The sequence below is a fragment of the Bifidobacterium bombi DSM 19703 genome (assembly GCF_000737845.1).
Taxonomy (GTDB): Bacteria; Actinomycetota; Actinomycetes; order Actinomycetales; family Bifidobacteriaceae; genus Bifidobacterium; species Bifidobacterium bombi.
On record NZ_ATLK01000001.1, the window covers coordinates 1,492,574 to 1,511,179 of the forward strand.

Genomic DNA, 18,606 nt, shown 5'->3' on the forward strand with positions numbered 1-18,606 from the left:
TCGCCGGAGCGGTGGCTTTCGATTGCGCGGGCATCCGGTTGCAGACCTGGATTTTCAGGAAGTTTTCAGATAATATCCGTGTTACATGAAGAAAAAGGGAGTTATATAGAGGTGTCAGCAAAAGTTGACCGGGAGCTAGCTCCTGATAACTGAACCCTTCTTCTCTCTTTCTCTTCCCCGGTGCGTAACGCACTGGGGTTTCTCTTTTTCGTCGTCATACCCGTCCGCCCCGTGCTCCGTCTTGTTTCTGCGTCTCGTGAGGTTTCGGCATATTTGCGACCCATGCGCTATGTGCTTGGCATGGGCTGGCAAGGTCTACGCATGGTGCGCGGCCAAGGCGGTCCAAGTGGTTGTCGGGCTCCGTGCCGGATGCATGCCGACGAGGTCGATGAGCGGAACGCTCCATTATCTACTCATGCCGATAGTGCACAGACCTCGTTGCCTTGTGCATGAAACGCACTTATAGTGATGGATATGAGTGAACACAGCGTTGAAGAAAGTACCGAAGGAGGGTTCCCGGGCAATGGTTCCGAGGTCGGTCTCGGCCGAAGTTCCAGCGTTGTTCCGGGCCGTTTCGGTGAGCCGCTCGAAATTTCGCATGCGGTCTATTCCCGGGGAGGTGGCCGGCTCCAGCTCGGGCGTCCGTTGTTTCTATGTCTGCACGGATGGGGCTCCAACGAGCTTGACCTTGCTGACATGATGCGGTATGTGGCTCCGGGCAACGACTATGTCTCGTTGCGGGCGCCACTTGTCCTCGAGGCTGAAGCCCCGGGTGAGTTCGGAAGCGGCGCGGGCGCTTACAGTTGGTTCCATGACAGTGTTCCCAGCGGTGAGGATCGTGATCGCGACATATACGCCGCTGCCAAGGCGGTCGATGACTGGGTGTCAGGGAACATTGACGCCCAACGGCAGATCGTCCCCATAGGTTTTTCGCAGGGAGCGGCGCTCGCGGTTCATTTGCTGCGCATCCATCCGGAACGGTATCGTGCGGTCATCGCCCTTTCCGGCTTCCTCGCCTCGGCGGCCGTTCCCGGTGTTGCTCCCGGCGATGTTCGTCTTCCGTCCCTGGAAGTACCGGTATTCTATGGCTACGGTGCTCGCGATTCGGTCTTGCCGAAGTATGAATCGGCTGCGCTTGCGGCGTGGCTTAATGAATGTTCCTGGCCGACCATAAAGGAATACCGCACGCTTGACCATGCGGTGAGCCTTGAAGAGTTCGGTGATATCCGCCAGTGGCTTGTGCTTCATAACATCTCCTCGGGCGTGGTGTGACGAAAACAAAGTCGGTCTGCACATTGCAAAAGCCCAGTGCAGGAGTATGGTAGCGCTCCTTCGGCGCAGCATCGGGACCGGCTGGTCTAGGCCTCGTCCGCATCCACCTGCATCACATACACATTGCGCCGTAATTCACGTGCCTGTGTTCTTGAAATCTCTTCGTCCTCCAACATGCTCTGTATGATTCCCAGTTCGATGGTGTAGCTCTCGTTTCTCGCTTCCTGGATCCGCGAGCGCGTCCCTATGGCGTTGCCGAGCGAGAAACGGCTGCGCAAGGCGTGTTCGTTGCGTTGGTAATCCTGCAGCAGGGCCATGTAATATTCACTCATCGCACTGTCGCCGTGCATCCTTTGCGTGATGCGGTCTATCACGTGTTCAACGGCGTCGATTTGGATGGTACGCATCACGGCGTCGATTTCGTTTTCTGCGAGTACCGGGGTGCTGTGACGCACCCTGGTGATGATGCGCCGCGTCCATAACCTCAGCCTATGTCCCCAGGCATGCGCACGGCCACGGATTTTTGAGAGAATTCGGCCTCCTCCGCTTCGTTTGCGCGCGTGACGCAGGGCGTGCATGATTTGGTCCATGAGACGTTCGCATGCTTCTATTTGCAGGTCACGTTGATCGGGGTCGAGAGCTTCTTCTGATTTGACCCGTGCCAGCCGTTTTTTGATGAAATCCTTCTCCCAGGTGAGTGCTTGAATCTGCAATTCCTGGAACTTCTGTTCGTCGAAAGCTCCGGTGCGCTCTCGAAGCCGGGTGATGCGTCGGTTATATGAGTCGATTACGGGCAGGACGATGGGCCGGTTTTCCGGATCCGTCTGTTCCGCCAGCTGCCCGACCGTTCTGCGCAGCACTTCGATGGTCACGTCCGCCATCCTGCGTGAGGTTTCCGCGGACTTTTTGTCGGGCGCGAGCAGCGGCAGCATGAAATTCGCCAGGACGAGGGTGACGATGATGACGCCCGAAGCTATGAAGATAAGCTCGGAGCGCATGGGGAATCGCGCTCCTGAGCTTATGGCATAGGGCACGGTGAACATCAGCGAAAGGGTGATGGTGCCTTTCGCTCCTCCGAATGTCATGATCGCCACGGAACGCCATTGTTCCGCATCAAGTCCGAGGCGTCGTTCGCCACCGTCCCTTGTGCCCATGGCCATCGCCGCCAACCATACGAATCTGAGCGTCAGAACCGCCATTGAAACAAGGATGATGAAACCCACGAGCATTCCGTTGGGCACGGACGTGTCGTTCCAACTGGCGCGGATGGCGTCCGGAAGCTGCATGCCAAGTACGATGAACACGGTTCCGTTCAGGCTGAAAGAAAGCACCGACCACACGCTGTTGGAAACGATGTTGGTCCGAGCCGTGTTCGGGCTGATGCCGGTACGGTCGAAGTGCACGAAAAGACCGAACGCGACTACGGCCAGTATGCCGGATACATGTGCGATGCCGTCCGCCGCCACATATACGAGGAACGGGAGGAACAACTCCATGAGGATACGGCTTGTGGTGGTCTCCCACCCTGCTGCTCGTATGCTTTCGAAAAGTCGGTTGGTGACCCATGCGGCGACGACCCCCACGGCGGCGCCTCCCAAAAACGACAGCAGAAAATGCCATGTCGCGTCGGCTAACGAGAAGTGTCCGGTCGCGGCAGCAAGAATCGCAAACTGAAACCCCACGACTCCCGAGGCGTCGTTGAACAGGGATTCACCTTTGAGGATGCCTTTCTGTTTTCCGCTCAATGCGGCCTCATGGCTCAGCGATGAGACCGCCACCGCATCGGTGGGTCCCAATGCGGCTCCCAGCGCGAACGCCGCGGCCAGCGGTATGGTGGGCCAGACGAAATGAAGGGTATAACCGATGACCACCATCGTCATAAGAGCCAAACCGATGGCGAGCACAAGCGCCGGTTTCAGGGTCCGCACAAGCGCCGTCTTTTCGGTTTCGTGAGCTTCGAGGTATAGCAGGGGAGCGATGAACAGTATCATGAACAATGACGGATCGAGCTTCACTGAAGGGAACGCCGGCAGTAGGGTCAGCGCAACGCCGAGGGCAATCTGCACCAATGGCGTCGAAATGCGCGGAATGAAGCGACTGATGAACGATGAGACGACCACCGCTCCGAGTATGGAGAGGACCATTTCGAAAATTTCCATGTTGTCCTCCTGTTCTTGTCGTTCTGCGGTTCACACAGCATTGTTTAGGCGGTGTCCTCATTCGGCCGATGCCGCGAAATGGAATGAACGGGCATGCCGGTTCCGGTTGTCACTTGTCTGATATAGACCCTTGATATCAATTATAAACGTCTGATATTTCGTGCATGTGGCGAAGATGTAAAGCGGCTGGCGACCTCATGGATCGATGTATGGGTGGTTTTCGGTTCTCGCGGTGCTGCTGGTTGCAAGGTTCTAAGGGCCACGACTCGCACGGTCTTGCCGTGGTGTCTGACGCCGGCTGAATAAGGTGCGGCGTCCACTTTAGACTGGAGGCATGTCTGTTCAAGGTCGTGAGTTCGACGAAGCCATGGTTCAGGCGCTCCGTCTGGCATCTGCCGCTGGAGCGGAAGGTGACGTGCCTGTCGGTGCCGTGGTTTTGGACCATGGTGGGAAAGTCATCGGAGTCGGTCGTAATCGCCGTGAGGCCGATGGTGATCCATTCGCACATGCTGAACTGGAGGCTCTCGGTGATGCCGCCCGAAGGCGGAACGGTGCAGACGGCGAGGATTCCGGAGGCGTGTGTGGGTGCCGCGCCCGAGGCTCCGGTGCTACAGAGGCCGGTGATCGTGCGTCCGCCGCTGCCGACGTTGGGGTGCGAAGGGCATGGAATCTGGCCGACTGCACACTGGTGGTCACATTGGAACCCTGCCCCATGTGCGCCGGTGCTGCGCTGGAGACCCACGTGGGCCGTATCGTCTTCGGTGCGTGGGATGCCAAACTTGGAGCGTGCGGTTCCGTATGGGACATTCCCCGGGATCCGCATGTCGGAGCGGTGCCGGAAATAATAGGGGGCGTCCGTGAGCCGGAATGCGCACGACTCCTCAAGGATTTCTTTGTCGGTCATCGGCGTCCGCATGATTCGAACGAGTGAAGCAGGGTGGCTGTGGGATGGCCGTGGGATAGCCGGACGGTCACGTCGGTTACGCAAATCGGCGGATAAGGTGGTGTTGGCGGTGCGTTCGGGCGATCTCTCATCTGCGCGGCAACATGGGGCCGATCGACGGCGTGATCTTCAATGCGGTCCATGTGCATCGCAGCAGCACGATAAGAAGGTACGCTGCCAGAAGATATGAACCTGCACGCGCCGAAAGCATCGAGGCGACGGCTGAACCGATCGGCGTCGCCGCAGCCGCCGCGATGCCGATCAGCAGCCCTGTTCCTAAATTGACCAGTCCGCGTTTCCAGTTCGAAATCGTTCCGGTGATGGCGCTGGGGAACATGGCAAGCAGAGAGGTACCCCTCGCTATCAAATCGCTTGCTCCGAATGCAAGCGATAGGGCGGGTACAGCCACGGCTCCGCCGCCGACTCCCAGCAATGCCGAGAGCATGCCTATCAGGATGCCGAGCACGATGAGGCACGTTCCTTTGATGGCCGTCATGTGTATCACCGAATCACGCGATGGCACGAGTATGACTTGCGAGATCATCACGAAAGCGAGGAAAGCCACGTATGCCCAACGCAGGAGCAGCTCAGACAGACGTGAAAGCAACCATGAACCCATGATGGAACCGGCGATGGTGCCGACCACCATCAGTGCGGCGGCCAGCCAGTCCACGTTGCCGTTCGCGGCATATGAACCGACTCCCGAAATCGACAGCGGGATGATAGCCGCCAGCGAAGTGGCTGCCGCGTGCCGTTGTGTATAACCGATCCAGACCAGGGCCGGAACGATGATGGAGCCGCCGCCTATGCCGAACAGACCCGAAAGCGCCCCTGCCAGCAGTCCGACGATGACCATCACCGCGATGTTCCGGATTCGCCGTCGTCCCGAAGGCGCTTTGACGGCTCCGGTTGTGGTTGCGCTGTTCGCCACGTTCAGACGGTCCACCGTCGTGTCGCCTTTTCCGTGTTTTCCGTTCATTTCCCCTGCCCTCATAGGTTCGAGTAGCTGTGTGTCCGTGCCCTGCGTGTGTATGCGGCTTCTCGTGGACGTCTTTCATATTCCGGTGTTGTCCGATTCACCGGATGGTGCACCATGCCGTTCGGAAACTATGGGCAAAACTCAAGGCATATATGCGCAACGAGTACGCCTTTCCCGCGCGGTTCCGGTGCAACGACGGGGAATGATTTTGCGCCGTCATGCGCAATTGCGTCCATTTGTTCCCCACCCAAGATTATAAGGCCTAATATATAGATATATCGAGTTGTCGAGATACGAGGGCGTTCATTCGTTCGGGTTGTTAAGCGGCGCTCCGTAGGCATGAGGAAAGCTGGGGTATATATGGCACGTTTGATCATCGTTTCCAACAGGCTTCCTGTTTCGCTGCATATCAAGGATGATGGTTCTTTTCTGCTTACGCAGAACGTAGGCGGGCTGGCTACGGCCATCGGCCCGTACCATAAGTCCCACAGCGATTGTCTTTGGGTGGGATGGAGTGGCATCGAGAAGGAAGGTCTGGATGAGGGGCAGCTCGCCGCCATCACCAAGGAGTTCAAGTCCCGACGCTGCGTTCCGATCCACCTTACGCGCGACGAGGTGGATGGCTATTATGGCGGTTTCTCCAACGACACCCTCTGGCCGTTGTTCCATGATTTCTCTCATGAAGCGAAGTTCAGTCCGGAAACGTGGAAGATGTACCAACGCGTGAACGAGATTTTCTGTGATGTGATCTCTAAATCCGTCCGACCTGGCGACATGGTCTGGATTCAGGACTATCACCTCATGCTGCTTCCGGCTTTGCTCCGCAGTCGTTTTCCTGACTTGCGCATCGGATGGTTTCTGCACATCCCGTTCCCTAGTACCGAGATTTTCCGCTCTCTGCCTCAGGGTGCCGATTTGCTGCGTGGTCTGCTGGGTGCGGATTTGCTTGGATTTCATACGGTCGATTTCTGCAATAATTTCTTGGCTTCAGTCAAATTGCTGCTCGGCCTCGACACGGACGACGATGGCAGGGTGGCGCTCGCAGATGGCCGTCACGTTACGGTCGATGCGTTCCCAATCGGCATCGACTACAACTTATACAAACGAACGTCGCATTCACGCCTGGCCCAGGGCATGCGCCACGGTATAGAGGCCGCGAGCGGCAAACGGACGAGGCGAATCATCAGCTCCCTTTCCGCCGAGTCCCGCGCAGCTGTGGAAGCCGAGCAAAAAGAGGGGTCTTGGTGGAGCCATCGCTCCGATGAGGAACTTTCCGAGCTCTCGCTGTTGCGGCCTGTGGTCTCCAGCAACCCCAAACCCAACAAAATCGTCGTCTCCGTCGACCGGCTCGACTATACGAAGGGGCTTCCCGAACGTATCAAGTCTTTTGGCCGCATGCTTGAGAAATATCCCGAGTGGGTAGGGCATGTCACCTACTATCTTCTGGCCACGCCCTCCCGGGAAAACGTGGAGTCCTACAGGCTGCTCAAGAAGCAGGTCGACCAGCTTGTAGGGGAGGTTAACGGCAAGTATTCGCTGCTTTCGTGGACACCGATTCACTACATCACCAGGTCCTTGCCCATTAAGCCCGTTTGCGGCATATATACTGCGGGTGACGTCGCTTTGGTGACCCCCTTGCGTGATGGTATGAACCTTGTGGCAAAGGAATACCTCTCCTGCCATGATGGCCGTGATGGCTCGCTGGTTCTGTCCGACATGTGCGGCGCGGCACGTGAGCTCACCGATGCGTTCATCGTCAACCCGTATGACATCGAAGCTGTCTGCGACGCCTTGCACAGCGCATTGGAGATCGATTCGGCCGAAGCCATCCATCGCAATAGGCGCATGCAGGCTCGCCTGGAATATTCAACCGCATCGCTATGGTGTGGTCAATTCATCTCCGCTTTGCGTCAAGCCAGTACGGATGGGCTTTCCAGTGGCCGTCTTTGCACCGCGAAACGTGACGAATTGGTGGAACAGTGGGGCAATGCGAAGCATAAGCTTGTTTTGTGTGATTATGACGGGACGCTTACGCCCATCGTCCGTACACCAGACCGTGCACATCCGACCAAACGACTGCTTGATCTTCTGAAACGATTGGGATCTATGCCAGGCGTGGACTTCGCCATCGTCTCCGGGCGCAATCGCAAGACCATGCAGGACTGGTTCGGTGATCTGCCGGTCCGCCTCGTCGCTGAGCATGGCGCGTGGTCAAGTCCCAATCCTTCTTCAAGTGTCCAGCATGAGGGGAATTCGGGGATTCAGCGGCATGACGGTTCTCAAGATCGCTCCTGGTACCAGGCTCCCGGTCTGCCTGATCCCGATGTCTGGCATCCGGTCATCGAGGAGATCATGGACGAGTCCGTCGCCCGTGTTCCTAGGTCGTTTGTGGAGCGCAAATCCAACACAATGGCTTGGCACTACCGCATGAGTGATCAGCATCTTGCGTTCAAGGAATGTGACCGTCTGCTCCATCGTTTGCATGAGGTCTGTTCCCAATATGGACTGATGACCATGGAGAATTCCAAGGTCATTGAGGTTTGCCCGGTCTCCATCGGCAAGGGCATGGCGGTTTCACCGTTGGTGAACAGCGGTGATTACGATTTCGTCCTGGCGCTTGGGGACGATATCACCGATGAAACCATGTTCGCGGTCGTCCCCGAACGACTGCCGGACCATCGCCAAGACAGCGGTTCATCCGAGACGAATCTGCAAGACGGCGATGCCGAAGCCGGCGTGAACGAGGCAGATGCGCTGGTGGGCAATGGGCCCGATGGTCGGGACTCCCGATCTCACCCTGCTGCGAATCAGGAAAACGGACCTTCCTCATCTTCAAGGAACGAGGTGGATAACGACAATGGCACTGGCTGGACGGTCAAGGTCGGCGTCGGAATGACAAAAGCCAGATACCGTGTAGGTGATTATGGCGATACGGTTCGGTTGCTTGGTTATCTTGCCGCCGAATCCAAGGCGCGGATGCAGTAGACGCAACGGTTCCGTTGAATGGTCGGCGTGGTTGTGTATTGCCTGATATACCTTGGCTTGAGCATGCTTCGTCGGCACTTGGAGTGCATGCGTGATGCGGCATAGCCTAGTCGAATCAACGTGATGACGCACACCCATTGCCATCCGTCTGTTGCGCCGCACTGGCACGGGCTTTGGGTCGTCAGTCCAGGGGTTTTTCGAGTACGTAAGATTTTGCCGGTCAGCCGAGGTCAGCGGAGATGGTCGCATCTACTAATTGCGGCAAAGCCGTGGCGATGTCGTCGTGGAGCAGCGTCGTGGCGATGTCGTCATACTGTGTGCGGCCGATGTTCATGATGGTTATTGCAGTGTTGGTCTGATAGGCTATAGGAACCAGCGAGGCGGCCGGGAACACTTCCAGCGTGGAGCCGATGACCCAGAATTCGTCGGCCTTGCTGACGGCGGCAGCGGCACGTTCCATAGCCCCTTCAGGCAGCGCCTCACCGAAGTAGACGACATCGGTCTTCATGAGTCCCTCGCATGGCATGTTCCCGCTGTAGGGAAGCCTGCGATGGCAATGTGGGTCCGGCTCGTTATCAAGGTTGGCCATGATGTCGGCCGTCTTGTATTCCGCGTGGCATTTCATGCAGTGCGATGTTCCGATGGTTCCATGCAAATTGACTATGAGGTCAGGCGAGTTTCCTGCTTTTTCGTGCAGTGCGTCGAAGTTCTGAGTGGCCAGCAACGAAAGCATGCCGGCCCGCTCCAGTCTCACCAGGGCTTCATGTGCCTTCCCCGGTTTCGCATTCCATACGGGGGAGGCTTTTTGCCAGGCCCATGAATATTCGCGGGCCTTAGGGTCGCTCAGGAAAGCATCGATGTCATATACGCTCATCTGGTCGGGGTGCTTGGTCCATACACCATCGGGGCCGCGAAAGTCAGGGATTCCCGCGGAGGTCGAGATTCCGGCGCCGGTCAACACTGCGATTTGTTTAGTCATATATGTCATTGTATGCCTAGAGGGTTGCATGCGGAAAGACGTGAGCATGCGGAAAGACTGAGCAAGCCCAGCGGCGCAAGTCGGACGGTAAAACCGGATGGGTGTTCGTAGGAGAGCCGTGTCCTGCGGTTCGAAGATCGGGCGACGGGATTCAAAAAACGTCCGGCGAGGTCTGATACTTCATGTGTCTGAATAGGCGAGGCTCGATACCCGTGATGCGGTCGAAAACTGATACCGGCGCCGTCCGGTTGCGGAAGCTGTGGGCACGGGCTTCGCAGAAGGTCGTGGGTAGAGGAGGTGACAGCCTGGACGTTTGAGGTGCATTGAAGGTTGGTTGGTTATTTGATGGGAGGTTTGATAACGGGAGAAATATCCGTCCGCACGTTGAAGTCTGATGATAAATAGGTGATTCGTAAAAAGCCTGATCAGTGAATTCGGGAACGATGCGATTCGCGGGCGGTGGTAATCCATTAGCCTTGGATGCGCGAAGTGTTTGTAAACGCGAAACGCGGAAAAATCGAATTTTAAAATAATTTGTGGAGTAAAGCCTAAAGATCGGTCCGTTTTTCTCAGTGAAAATCGCGATTGCAACACTCCGATGAATCGTTGTAGTTTGAACGTTTTGAGCATTTACAAAACTATGCCATTTGCATTTCGAATCGGAAGTGCGTATAGTGATTCTTCGCTGCTCAACGCGGCCTCCACTTCGGTTGAAGAGCTGAAGATTGGGGTTGTTGGTGTGGTGGTGGTTTGAGAACTCAAGAGTGTGTCTGTACTACTTTTTTAGTTGAATGTTTTTGATTGCCAGTTTGGTGTGCGCCTGCGGGTTTGTCCTGTGGGTACCCGGAGGGGTTTAATGTGCATCAAGGTTTTTTGGTGAGGGACGTTTCCTCCTTATGGAAACGGACCGTCAATTATTATGGAGAGTCTGTTTGAGGCTTTTCCGCAAAAGGTTTTTTGTGGAGGGTTCGATTCTGGCTCAGGATGAACGCTGGCGGCGTGCTTAACACATGCAAGTCGAACGGGATCCATGGTGCTTGCACCGTGGTGAGAGTGGCGAACGGGAGAGTAATGCGTGACCAACCTGCCCTGTGCTCCGGAATAGCTCCTGGAAACGGGTGGTAATGCCGGATGCTCCGCGCCCCTGCATGGGGGTTCGGGAAAGCTCTGGCGGCATGGGATGGGGTCGCGTCCTATCAGCTTGTTGGCGGGGTAGTGGCCCACCAAGGCTTCGACGGGTAGCCGGCCTGAGAGGGTGACCGGCCTCATTGGGACTGAGATACGGCCCAGACTCCTACGGGAGGCAGCAGTGGGGAATATTGCACAATGGGCGCAAGCCTGATGCAGCGACGCCGCGTGCGGGATGAAGGCCTTCGGGTTGTAAACCGCTTTTGTTGGGGAGCAAGCGAGAGTGAGTGTACCCTTCGAATAAGGACCGGCTAACTACGTGCCAGCAGCCGCGGTAATACGTAGGGTCCAAGCGTTATCCGGATTTATTGGGCGTAAAGAGCTCGTAGGCGGCTCGTCGCGTCCGGTGTGAAAGTCCATCGCTCAACGGTGGATTCGCGCCGGGTACGGGCGGGCTGGAGTGCGGTAGGGGAGACTGGAATTCCCGGTGTAACGGTGGAATGTGTAGATATCGGGAAGAACACCAATGGCGAAGGCAGGTCTCTGGGCCGTTACTGACGCTGAGGAGCGAAAGCGTGGGGAGCGAACAGGATTAGATACCCTGGTAGTCCACGCCGTAAACGGTGGATGCTGGATGTGGGGCCCGTTCCACGGGTTCCGTGTCGGAGCTAACGCGTTAAGCATCCCGCCTGGGGAGTACGGCCGCAAGGCTAAAACTCAAAGAAATTGACGGGGGCCCGCACAAGCGGCGGAGCATGCGGATTAATTCGATGCAACGCGAAGAACCTTACCTGGGCTTGACATGTGCCGGACAGCCTCAGAGATGGGGCCTCCCTTCGGGGCCGGTTCACAGGTGGTGCATGGTCGTCGTCAGCTCGTGTCGTGAGATGTTGGGTCAAGTCCCGCAACGAGCGCAACCCTCGCCCTGTGTTGCCAGCGCGTAATGGCGGGAACTCGCAGGGGACCGCCGGGGTTAACCCGGAGGAAGGTGGGGATGACGTCAGATCATCATGCCCCTTACGTCCAGGGCTTCACGCATGCTACAATGGCCGGTACAACGGGATGCGACACGGTGACGTGAAGCGGATCCCTGAAAACCGGTCTCAGTTCGGATCGGAGCCTGCAACTCGGCTCCGTGAAGGCGGAGTCGCTAGTAATCGCGGATCAGCAACGCCGCGGTGAATGCGTTCCCGGGCCTTGTACACACCGCCCGTCAAGTCATGAAAGTGGGCAGCACCCGAAGCCGGTGTCCGAACCCCTTGTGGGACGGAGCCGTCTAAGGTGAGGCTCGCGATTGGGACTAAGTCGTAACAAGGTAGCCGTACCGGAAGGTGCGGCTGGATCACCTCCTTTCTACGGAGAATTCAGGTCGGTGTTTGCCGGCCGGTGTCGGACGCTGCCCGATGTTCGGGTGGTTTGTCCTGCTGGTGTGGAAACAGTCATGGATGTTCTTCTTGTGGTATGGGCATGCTTTTGGGTTCCCGGATCGTCACCCCGTCCTTCGGGGCGGTGCGGTCTGTGCCCTTCCGGTTGCGGTGGTCTTGGTTGGCTGTGCGTGGCTGGTTGGTGTGCGGTGGTTTGAGAACTGGATAGTGGACGCGAGCAGGAACGGTTGAGGCCGTTCTTGTTTAGTGATGCAATTTTTAATGGCTGGGCCCTGTTTCTAAAGGGGGTCCGGTCGATCGTTTTGTGATCATTTTGTGCGATAGTAATAGTGTTGTCTGGTGTTTTTCGTATGTAGGTCCTGTGGCGTGCATTCCTTTGTGTTTGTGTGGGGTGTGTCGTTTATGGGGGCGTATGGTGGATGCCTTGGCAGACAGTACCGATGAAGGACGTAGCAGATTGCGATAAGCCTCGGGGAGCCGTCAAGCGGGCTTTGATCCGAGGGTGTCCGAATGGGGCAACCCGCCGGCCTTGATGGGCTGGCACCCGCCTTTGTGGCGTGGAGGGTACGCAGGGAAGTGAAACATCTCAGTACCTGTAGGAAAAGATATTCCGTGAGTAGTGGCGAGCGAAAGCGGAGCATGGCTAAACCTCATGCGTGTGATAGCCGTCGGGCGTTGCGTGTGGGGTGTCGTGGGAGCATGTGTCCGGTCTCCGATGGGGCCGGCCGGTGAATGTGAGCGTGGTAGGCGAACCGGGTTGAATCCCGGGCCGTAGAGGGTGATGGCCCCGTAGCCGAAGGCGCGCTCCTGCCGGATTGTGTGTCCCGAGTAGCACGGTCCACGAGGAATTCCGTGTGAATCTGCCCAGACCGTTGGGTAAAGCCTAAATATACCTGTCTGACCGATAGTGAACGAGTACCGTGAGGGAAAGGTGAAAAGCACCCCGGGAGGGGAGTGAAATAGTTTCTGAAACCGTGCGCCAGCGAACCGTCGGAGCCTTGTTATGGGGTGACGGCGTGCCTATCGAAAAATGAGTCTGCGAGTCAGTGGCATGTGGCGAGGCTAACCCGTGTGGGGGAGCCGTAGCGAAGGCGAGTCTCAATGAGGCGTTTGAGTCGCGTGTCCTGGACCCGAAGCGGGATGATCTAGCCCTGAGCAGGTTGAAGCGCGGGTAAGACCGCGTGGAGGACCGCACCCACCTAGGTTGAAAACTGGGGGGATGACTTGGGGTTAGGGGTGAAAGGCCAATCAAATTCCGTGATAGCTGGTTCTCTCCGAAATGCATTTAGGTGCAGCGTCGCGTGTTTCCCCATCGGGGGTAGAGCTACTGGATGCCTGAGGGCCCGTTTGCGGGTACCGAAGGCAACCAAACTCCGAATACCGTGGGGTTCAGCGCGGCAGTGAGTCGGCGGGGGATAAGCTCCGTCGTCGAAAGGGAAACAGCCCAGACCGTCGTCTAAGGTCCCTAAGCGTGTGCTAAGTGGGAAAGGATGTGGAGTCGCATCGACAGCCAGGAGGTTGGCTCAGAAGCAGCCATCCTTGAAAGAGTGCGTAACAGCTCACTGGTCTAGTGGTTCCGCGCCGACAATGTAGCGGGGCTCAAGCACACCACCGAAGACGCGGCAGCATCGTTTGATGCTGGGTAGGAGAGCGTCCCCCTCGGGGCGAAGCGGCGGCGTAAGCCTGTCGTGGACTGTGGGGGAGTGAGAATGCAGACATGAGTAGCGAGAGACGGGTGAGGATCCCGTCCGCTGGATGACCAAGGTTTCCGGGGCCACGTTCATCGTCCCCGGGTGAGTCGGGTCCTAAGGCGAGGCCGACAGGCGTAGTCGAATGGATGAACGGGTTGATATTCCCGTACCGGCGTGCGACCGACAGGTCCGAGGCGTGGGTACTAACCTCCGGTGTCGTGGATGGTTCCCTTCGGGGTTCCTGATGCGGTGCTGTTGGGACAGACCGTGTAGTAGGGCAGCGCAGGAGTGACATGACGGGTAGGCCGGCTGCGGCGGTGGTAGTCCGTGGCCAAGCGTGCGGCCCTTCCCCTAGGCAAATCCGGGGGTGTTTATGGGCGAGGCGTGATGGTGGGTCCCTTTAGGGACGAATCCGGTGGATCCCGTGATCGAGAAAAGCTTCGGCGTGAGGGCGTACGGCGCCCGTACCGCAAACCGACACAGGTGGTCAGGTAGAGTATACCAAAGCGATCGAGCGAATCCTGGTCAAGGAACTCGGCAAATTGCTCCCGTGCCTTCGGCATAAGGGAGACCCCTTCGGGTGAACGTCCTAGCGGCGGGAGCCTTGGGGGGGTGGCACAAGCCAGGGGGTAGCGACTGTTTACCAAAAACACAGGTGCATGCGAAGGCGCAAGCCGCTGTATATGCACTGACGCCTGCCCGGTGCCGGAAGGTTAAGAGGATCCGTCATCCCTCCTTGTGAGGGGGCAGCGGTGAATTCAAGCCCCGGTAAACGGCGGTGGTAACTATAACCATCCTAAGGTAGCGAAATTCCTTGTCGGGTAAGTTCCGACCTGCACGAATGGCGTAACGACTTCCCCACTGTCTCGACCAGGAGCTCGGCGAAATTGCAGTACGAGTAAAGATGCTCGTTAAGCGCAGAAGGACGAAAAGACCCCGGGACCTTTACTATACCTTGGTATTGGCGTTAGACGGTGGCTGTGTAGCATAGGCGGAAGGCTTCGATCTCATGGCGCCAGCCATGGGTGAGCCGCAAGGTGAAATACCGCTCTGCCGCCGTCTGGCGTCTCACCTCGACACGTTATCCGTGTCAGGGACAGTGCCTGGCGGGTAGTTTAACTGGGGCGGTTGCCTCCCAAAGAGTAACGGAGGCGCCCAAAGGTTCCCTCAGCCCGGTTGGCAATCGGGTGTTGAGTGCAATCGCACAAGGGAGCTTGACTGCGAGACCGACGGGTCGAGCAGGGACGAAAGTCGGGGATAGTGATCCGGTGCCGGCGTACGGACGCGGCATCGCTCAACGGATAAAAGGTACCCCGGGGATAACAGGCTGATCATTCCCAAGAGTCCATATCGACGGGATGGTTTGGCACCTCGATGTCGGCTCGTCGCATCCTGGGGCTGTAGCAGGTCCCAAGGGTTCGGCCGTTCGCCGATTAAAGCGGCACGCGAGCTGGGTTCAGAACGTCGTGAGACAGTTTGGTCTCTATCCTCTGCGCTCGTTGGAATACTGAGGAGGCCTGCCCATAGTACGAGAGGACCTGGGTGGACGAACCTCTGGTGTGCCGGTTGCCGCGCCAGCGGCATGGCCGGTTGGCTACGTTCGGGAGGGATAACCGCTGAAAGCATCTAAGCGGGAAGCCTGCTCCAAGATAAGTATTCCGCACGTCCTTGAGGCGTGGAAGGCCCCAGGTAGAACACCTGGTTGATAGGCCGGACGTGGAAGCCTGTGAGGGGTGGAGCCGACCGGTACTAATGGCCGAACGGCGATACACTTTGATTCCCGCTTTTGGGTGGGGTCGGCGTGGGATCGTGCGTGTGAGAGCATCGGATGATACTGCGCAGTTTGATTATGGAATGGTCTGTGTCACTTGAATCGCGTCCGCTGTCCGGTCCCCGAACCGCCGCTGATTCCCTTCGTGGGTTGTCCTGCGGGGTGTTAATTGAAGATTTGCGGCGGTCATAGCCCAGGGGAGACGCCCGGTCCCATTCCGAACCCGGAAGCTAAGGCCTGGCACGGCGATGGTACTGCACTCGGGAGGGTGTGGGAGAGTAGCACGCCGCCGCATTACATGTTATGGGGGATGCCTTTGGGTGTCCCCCTTTTTTGTATCCGACGTGGCACACGACAAAACGTGTGGGTTCCGGCGTTTCGGGGTGCGTGTTCACGGCGACGACCACCCAAAACCAATACCCCCAACATAGACCACCGCAGGTTTATGTTGCAAGGAAAAGCTTGACTGCGCCTAGTGGCGGCATCTAGTCAACTCCCTAGACCTTAAAAGCCTCGGACTGTTCTTAACTATCACGCGCACGGCACGAAACATGCCGTACAAGCACTCCCTTTGTGTGTGATACGTGATATGCCCAGATTTGCTTTAACGTGATTTTGTAGTTTGCCGCTTAAGTTTTGTGAAATGTCTTGTAGTTCCCTTTTTCTTGTGAATTAATTGTCCGTTGCCAAGTGACGAATCTGTATATTGAATCTGGCATTTCCGCGTCTTTTTTCCGCAATAATTCAATTGAGTAAGGAGGCGTTCGAAGATGATTCAAGTGCAATCTATTATTGATTACCTGTTGAATAGGCGCGACTTCGTACCAGCCTCCGATCTTGCGCATGCACTCGGCGTATCTACTCGTACCGTTGCTCGCATGGTCAAACAGATCAATGGAATTCCAGGTGAGCGACCGGTTATTGAGTCCATGCGAGGCAAAGGCTACCGGCTTTCTGATTCCTATATTGCGGAGACTGACTCGTTTGGTGATCCCAGTTCGGGCTCTTTCGGTGCGAATTCCGTGGCGCCATCTTACTCCCACGCCTCTGCCAATATAACACGCGCCACTCCGGTTGAACGCAGGGACTATGTCCTAAAAAAACTCTTGATGACTGCCCCTCAGCAGTTCAGCGTCAGTAGGTTATGGGACGAGTTTTATATCAGTGAGTCAGCGGTGACAATGGACATACGCCGGTTGAAGAAGGTGTTGACCAATTACGGTTGTACCATCGAACGAGTCGGCGACCGCATCTGGGTAGAGGGGTCGGAAGCCGATATTCGTCGGGCGATTTGTGATCTGCTTTCGAGCACTGACGTGTTGGCGGCGGGTAGATTCCTTCAAGCCAATCAACTTGTGCAGCAAAGGGATGCTGAATTCGTGCAACACCAGCTTGGGCATATCGAAGAATTAACGGGCACGACGATTTCATATCCATACAGTGTCAATTTGTTCACTCATCTGTATATCCTCATAGAACGCTTCAGGAGCGTTGGTGCCGCGGCCTACGAGAAACAATACACGGATGAGGAACGCATGGAACTTCAGCTCCATCCTCAGCTGCTTCGCATATGCAAATCCATCATCTCTAACCTAGATCGGTATCTCAATACAAAGCTTCCGGAAACCGAAGTCTACTATCTGTATCAGTATCTGACTTCCTCCAGAATCGATTTGGCATTGCCACCCAGTGATGAAACTTCACAAAAGGCGCGCGAAGTCACCAGGTACCTCATCGACATCGTCTGTTCGGATCCGCTGTATGCTGACATGAACACAAATGAACTGTTCATTAACCTGTCGAAGCATATGAAACCGCTGCTTAACAGACTTCAGAACAAAATCAGGGTGAACAACAATCTGCTTGGGCAAATTATATTGGAGTATCCTGTGTTATTCAACACCGTCAAGAGTGCGACGGCGCAGATGGCTTCACAATTCGCTTTGGGGGAGATCGACGATGAGGAAGTCGGGTTCATAACTGTGTACTTCGCAAATGCGTACGATACTGTTCGCCCGAAAATCAACATCATTATCGTATGTACGACGGGGCTTGGCAGTGCGCAGTTGTTGAGAGGGAAAATCGAGCGTAGGTTTTCAGGGTTCAACATTGTGGAAACGGTCGCGTCAATGGAATTGCAGCGCGCGATGGAAAAGCATCCTGAGGTAGATCTTGTCGTTTCGACAGTGGGTCTCGGAGGTGAGGTCAGGGTCCCCGTCTTGGTGGTGAGTGCCATGTTGACGATTGAAGATCAGGAGCGTCTTGAGCGCAAAGCCGATGAAATTCGTTCGGGGAAAGCGCTGCGCGTGCTTAAGGGTGCGCGTGAGGAATTCAATGAGCGGCGGTGCGGTCTATGAAAAGATTGCTGTTGTGGGAGCCTGAGTTTTTAAAGGATTGTACTGACTTGGATCGAGCCTTGCATGTGTTAAGCGAGTATGTGTGCAGGGCTGGTTTGGGGAAGGAAGCGTCGCGTATCGAAAACGATTTGGGAAGCCGTTGCCGTGCGGGGGACGTCATGTTGTCGCACGGTCTCGTCAACCCACATGCGCAGAGTTCGAATGTGCTTGTTTCGACGATGATATATGTCAAATTCGCCAAACCGTTGAGAGCCAATGCAGTTTACGCGTCGACTGTTGAATCTGGGTTTAGTCGGATGCTGCTAACCATGCTTTCCACTTCTCCGACGCAGGAGGAAGTTCGAGAGGTGTGCGGTTGGTATCGGAGTATGGCGGATGATGAGATTTTAGCGTTATTGGCTAATGGCACACAACAGGAAATCCGGCGATTGCTGCTGGAGGAAGGGGAATAATGGCGGAAACGATGGATACGGCCGCGCTGGCCGAGGTTCTGGATCCGAGAATCATCGTTACGGGTCTGGAAGCCAAAGGCAAGGAAGATGTCTTCCGTGACTTGGCTGATCGGCTCGAAGCGGCGAGATATGTCGCCGATGCGGATAGCTTCATCGACGCGATCCATGAACGTGAACAGCAGGGAGCCACTGGCATCGGTGGATACGTGGCCATACCGCATGGGCGTAGCGATACGGTCAAACGTAATGGCGTTGCAGTGGCCGTATTGAAAGATGAGATTCCGTGGGAGTCACTTGATGATACCGGAGCAAAAGTCGTGGTCTTGTTCGCTGTCGGTTCTGATGACGAAGGATCCAAGCGCCATCTGCAATTGCTTTCCTTGTTCGCACGCCGTCTGGCGAAGGCTGACGTGGTTAAGTCGCTCATTGCCGCAACCGACGTGGATCAGGTGAAGGCCGCGTTGCTGAACGATTGAGCGACCTGCATGGCCATTGAACATTTGAT

The 18,606-nt window shown here is 56.4% G+C and carries 9 protein-coding genes and 3 rRNA genes; 9 read left to right on the forward strand and 3 right to left on the reverse strand.

From position 1 onward, the window contains the following. The first annotated feature begins 474 nt into the window (after positions 1-474). Positions 475-1,272, forward strand: coding sequence for an alpha/beta hydrolase (locus BBOMB_RS05740; RefSeq protein ID WP_081867415.1), 798 nt, complete (start codon positions 475-477; stop codon positions 1,270-1,272). Between the two features lie 86 nt (positions 1,273-1,358). On the opposite strand, the gene BBOMB_RS05745 is transcribed toward BBOMB_RS05740, so the two are convergent. Then, complete coding sequence (locus BBOMB_RS05745) at positions 1,359-3,431, reverse strand: cation:proton antiporter (protein ID WP_044087489.1); 2,073 nt, start codon at positions 3,429-3,431, stop codon at positions 1,359-1,361. Between the two features lie 334 nt (positions 3,432-3,765). On the opposite strand from BBOMB_RS05745, the gene BBOMB_RS05750 reads away from it, so the two are divergent. Further along, complete coding sequence (locus tag BBOMB_RS05750) at positions 3,766-4,362, forward strand: nucleoside deaminase (RefSeq protein WP_044087490.1); 597 nt, start codon at positions 3,766-3,768, stop codon at positions 4,360-4,362. Positions 4,363-4,462: 100 nt separating this feature from the next. Here BBOMB_RS05750 and BBOMB_RS05755 read toward each other — a convergent pair whose 3' ends face one another. Further along, positions 4,463-5,353, reverse strand: a complete 891-nt coding sequence (locus BBOMB_RS05755; RefSeq protein ID WP_152570143.1) for a sulfite exporter TauE/SafE family protein — start codon at positions 5,351-5,353, stop codon at positions 4,463-4,465. Positions 5,354-5,713: 360 nt separating this feature from the next. Between BBOMB_RS05755 and BBOMB_RS05760 the strand changes: the two genes are divergently transcribed. Then, positions 5,714-8,338, forward strand: a complete 2,625-nt coding sequence (locus tag BBOMB_RS05760) for a bifunctional alpha,alpha-trehalose-phosphate synthase (UDP-forming)/trehalose-phosphatase (RefSeq protein WP_052377517.1) — start codon at positions 5,714-5,716, stop codon at positions 8,336-8,338. A 220-nt stretch (positions 8,339-8,558) separates the two neighbouring features. On the opposite strand, the gene BBOMB_RS05765 is transcribed toward BBOMB_RS05760, so the two are convergent. Then, entirely contained in the window at positions 8,559-9,317 is a 759-nt protein-coding gene (locus tag BBOMB_RS05765; protein WP_044087492.1) for an SIR2 family NAD-dependent protein deacylase, read from the reverse strand. 956 nt (positions 9,318-10,273) lie between these two features. On the opposite strand from BBOMB_RS05765, the gene BBOMB_RS05770 reads away from it, so the two are divergent. The 6 genes from BBOMB_RS05770 (at position 10,274) to BBOMB_RS05800 (ending at position 18,577) form a co-directional block, all read left to right on the forward strand. After that, positions 10,274-11,798: ribosomal RNA gene (locus BBOMB_RS05770) — 16S ribosomal RNA — on the forward strand. A 424-nt stretch (positions 11,799-12,222) separates the two neighbouring features. Continuing rightward, a 23S ribosomal RNA gene (locus BBOMB_RS05780) occupies positions 12,223-15,294 on the forward strand. Between the two features lie 176 nt (positions 15,295-15,470). Then, positions 15,471-15,587, forward strand: a 5S ribosomal RNA gene (gene rrf / locus BBOMB_RS05785). Together the 16S, 23S and 5S rRNA genes form the textbook arrangement of a ribosomal RNA operon. Positions 15,588-16,062: 475 nt before the next feature. Beyond that, complete coding sequence (locus BBOMB_RS05790) at positions 16,063-17,649, forward strand: BglG family transcription antiterminator (protein WP_044087535.1); 1,587 nt, start codon at positions 16,063-16,065, stop codon at positions 17,647-17,649. Next, a complete protein-coding gene (locus BBOMB_RS05795) occupies positions 17,646-18,101 on the forward strand; it encodes a PTS sugar transporter subunit IIA (RefSeq protein WP_044087536.1) in 456 nt (151 codons plus the stop codon). Before BBOMB_RS05790 ends, BBOMB_RS05795 begins: the two co-directional genes overlap by 4 nt. Continuing rightward, positions 18,101-18,577, forward strand: a complete 477-nt coding sequence (locus tag BBOMB_RS05800) for a PTS sugar transporter subunit IIA (RefSeq protein WP_044087537.1) — start codon at positions 18,101-18,103, stop codon at positions 18,575-18,577. The genes BBOMB_RS05795 and BBOMB_RS05800 overlap by 1 nt, the downstream gene beginning before the upstream one ends. Positions 18,578-18,606: the final 29 nt, after the last annotated feature.

Bases quoted from the DNA above. Each gene is read 5' to 3' on its own strand.
- BBOMB_RS05750 (WP_044087490.1), top strand. From the start codon at position 3,766: ATGTCTGTTCAAGGTCGTGAGTTCGACGAAGCCATGGTTCAGGCGCTC.
- BBOMB_RS05760 (WP_052377517.1), top strand. From the start codon at position 5,714: ATGGCACGTTTGATCATCGTTTCCAACAGGCTTCCTGTTTCGCTGCAT.
- BBOMB_RS05790 (WP_044087535.1), top strand. From the start codon at position 16,063: ATGATTCAAGTGCAATCTATTATTGATTACCTGTTGAATAGGCGCGAC.
- BBOMB_RS05745 (WP_044087489.1), bottom strand. From the start codon at position 3,431: ATGGAAATTTTCGAAATGGTCCTCTCCATACTCGGAGCGGTGGTCGTC.
- BBOMB_RS05795 (WP_044087536.1), top strand. From the start codon at position 17,646: ATGAAAAGATTGCTGTTGTGGGAGCCTGAGTTTTTAAAGGATTGTACT.
- BBOMB_RS05740 (WP_081867415.1), top strand. From the start codon at position 475: ATGAGTGAACACAGCGTTGAAGAAAGTACCGAAGGAGGGTTCCCGGGC.
- BBOMB_RS05800 (WP_044087537.1), top strand. From the start codon at position 18,101: ATGGCGGAAACGATGGATACGGCCGCGCTGGCCGAGGTTCTGGATCCG.
- BBOMB_RS05755 (WP_152570143.1), bottom strand. From the start codon at position 5,353: ATGAACGGAAAACACGGAAAAGGCGACACGACGGTGGACCGTCTGAAC.
- BBOMB_RS05765 (WP_044087492.1), bottom strand. From the start codon at position 9,317: ATGACTAAACAAATCGCAGTGTTGACCGGCGCCGGAATCTCGACCTCC.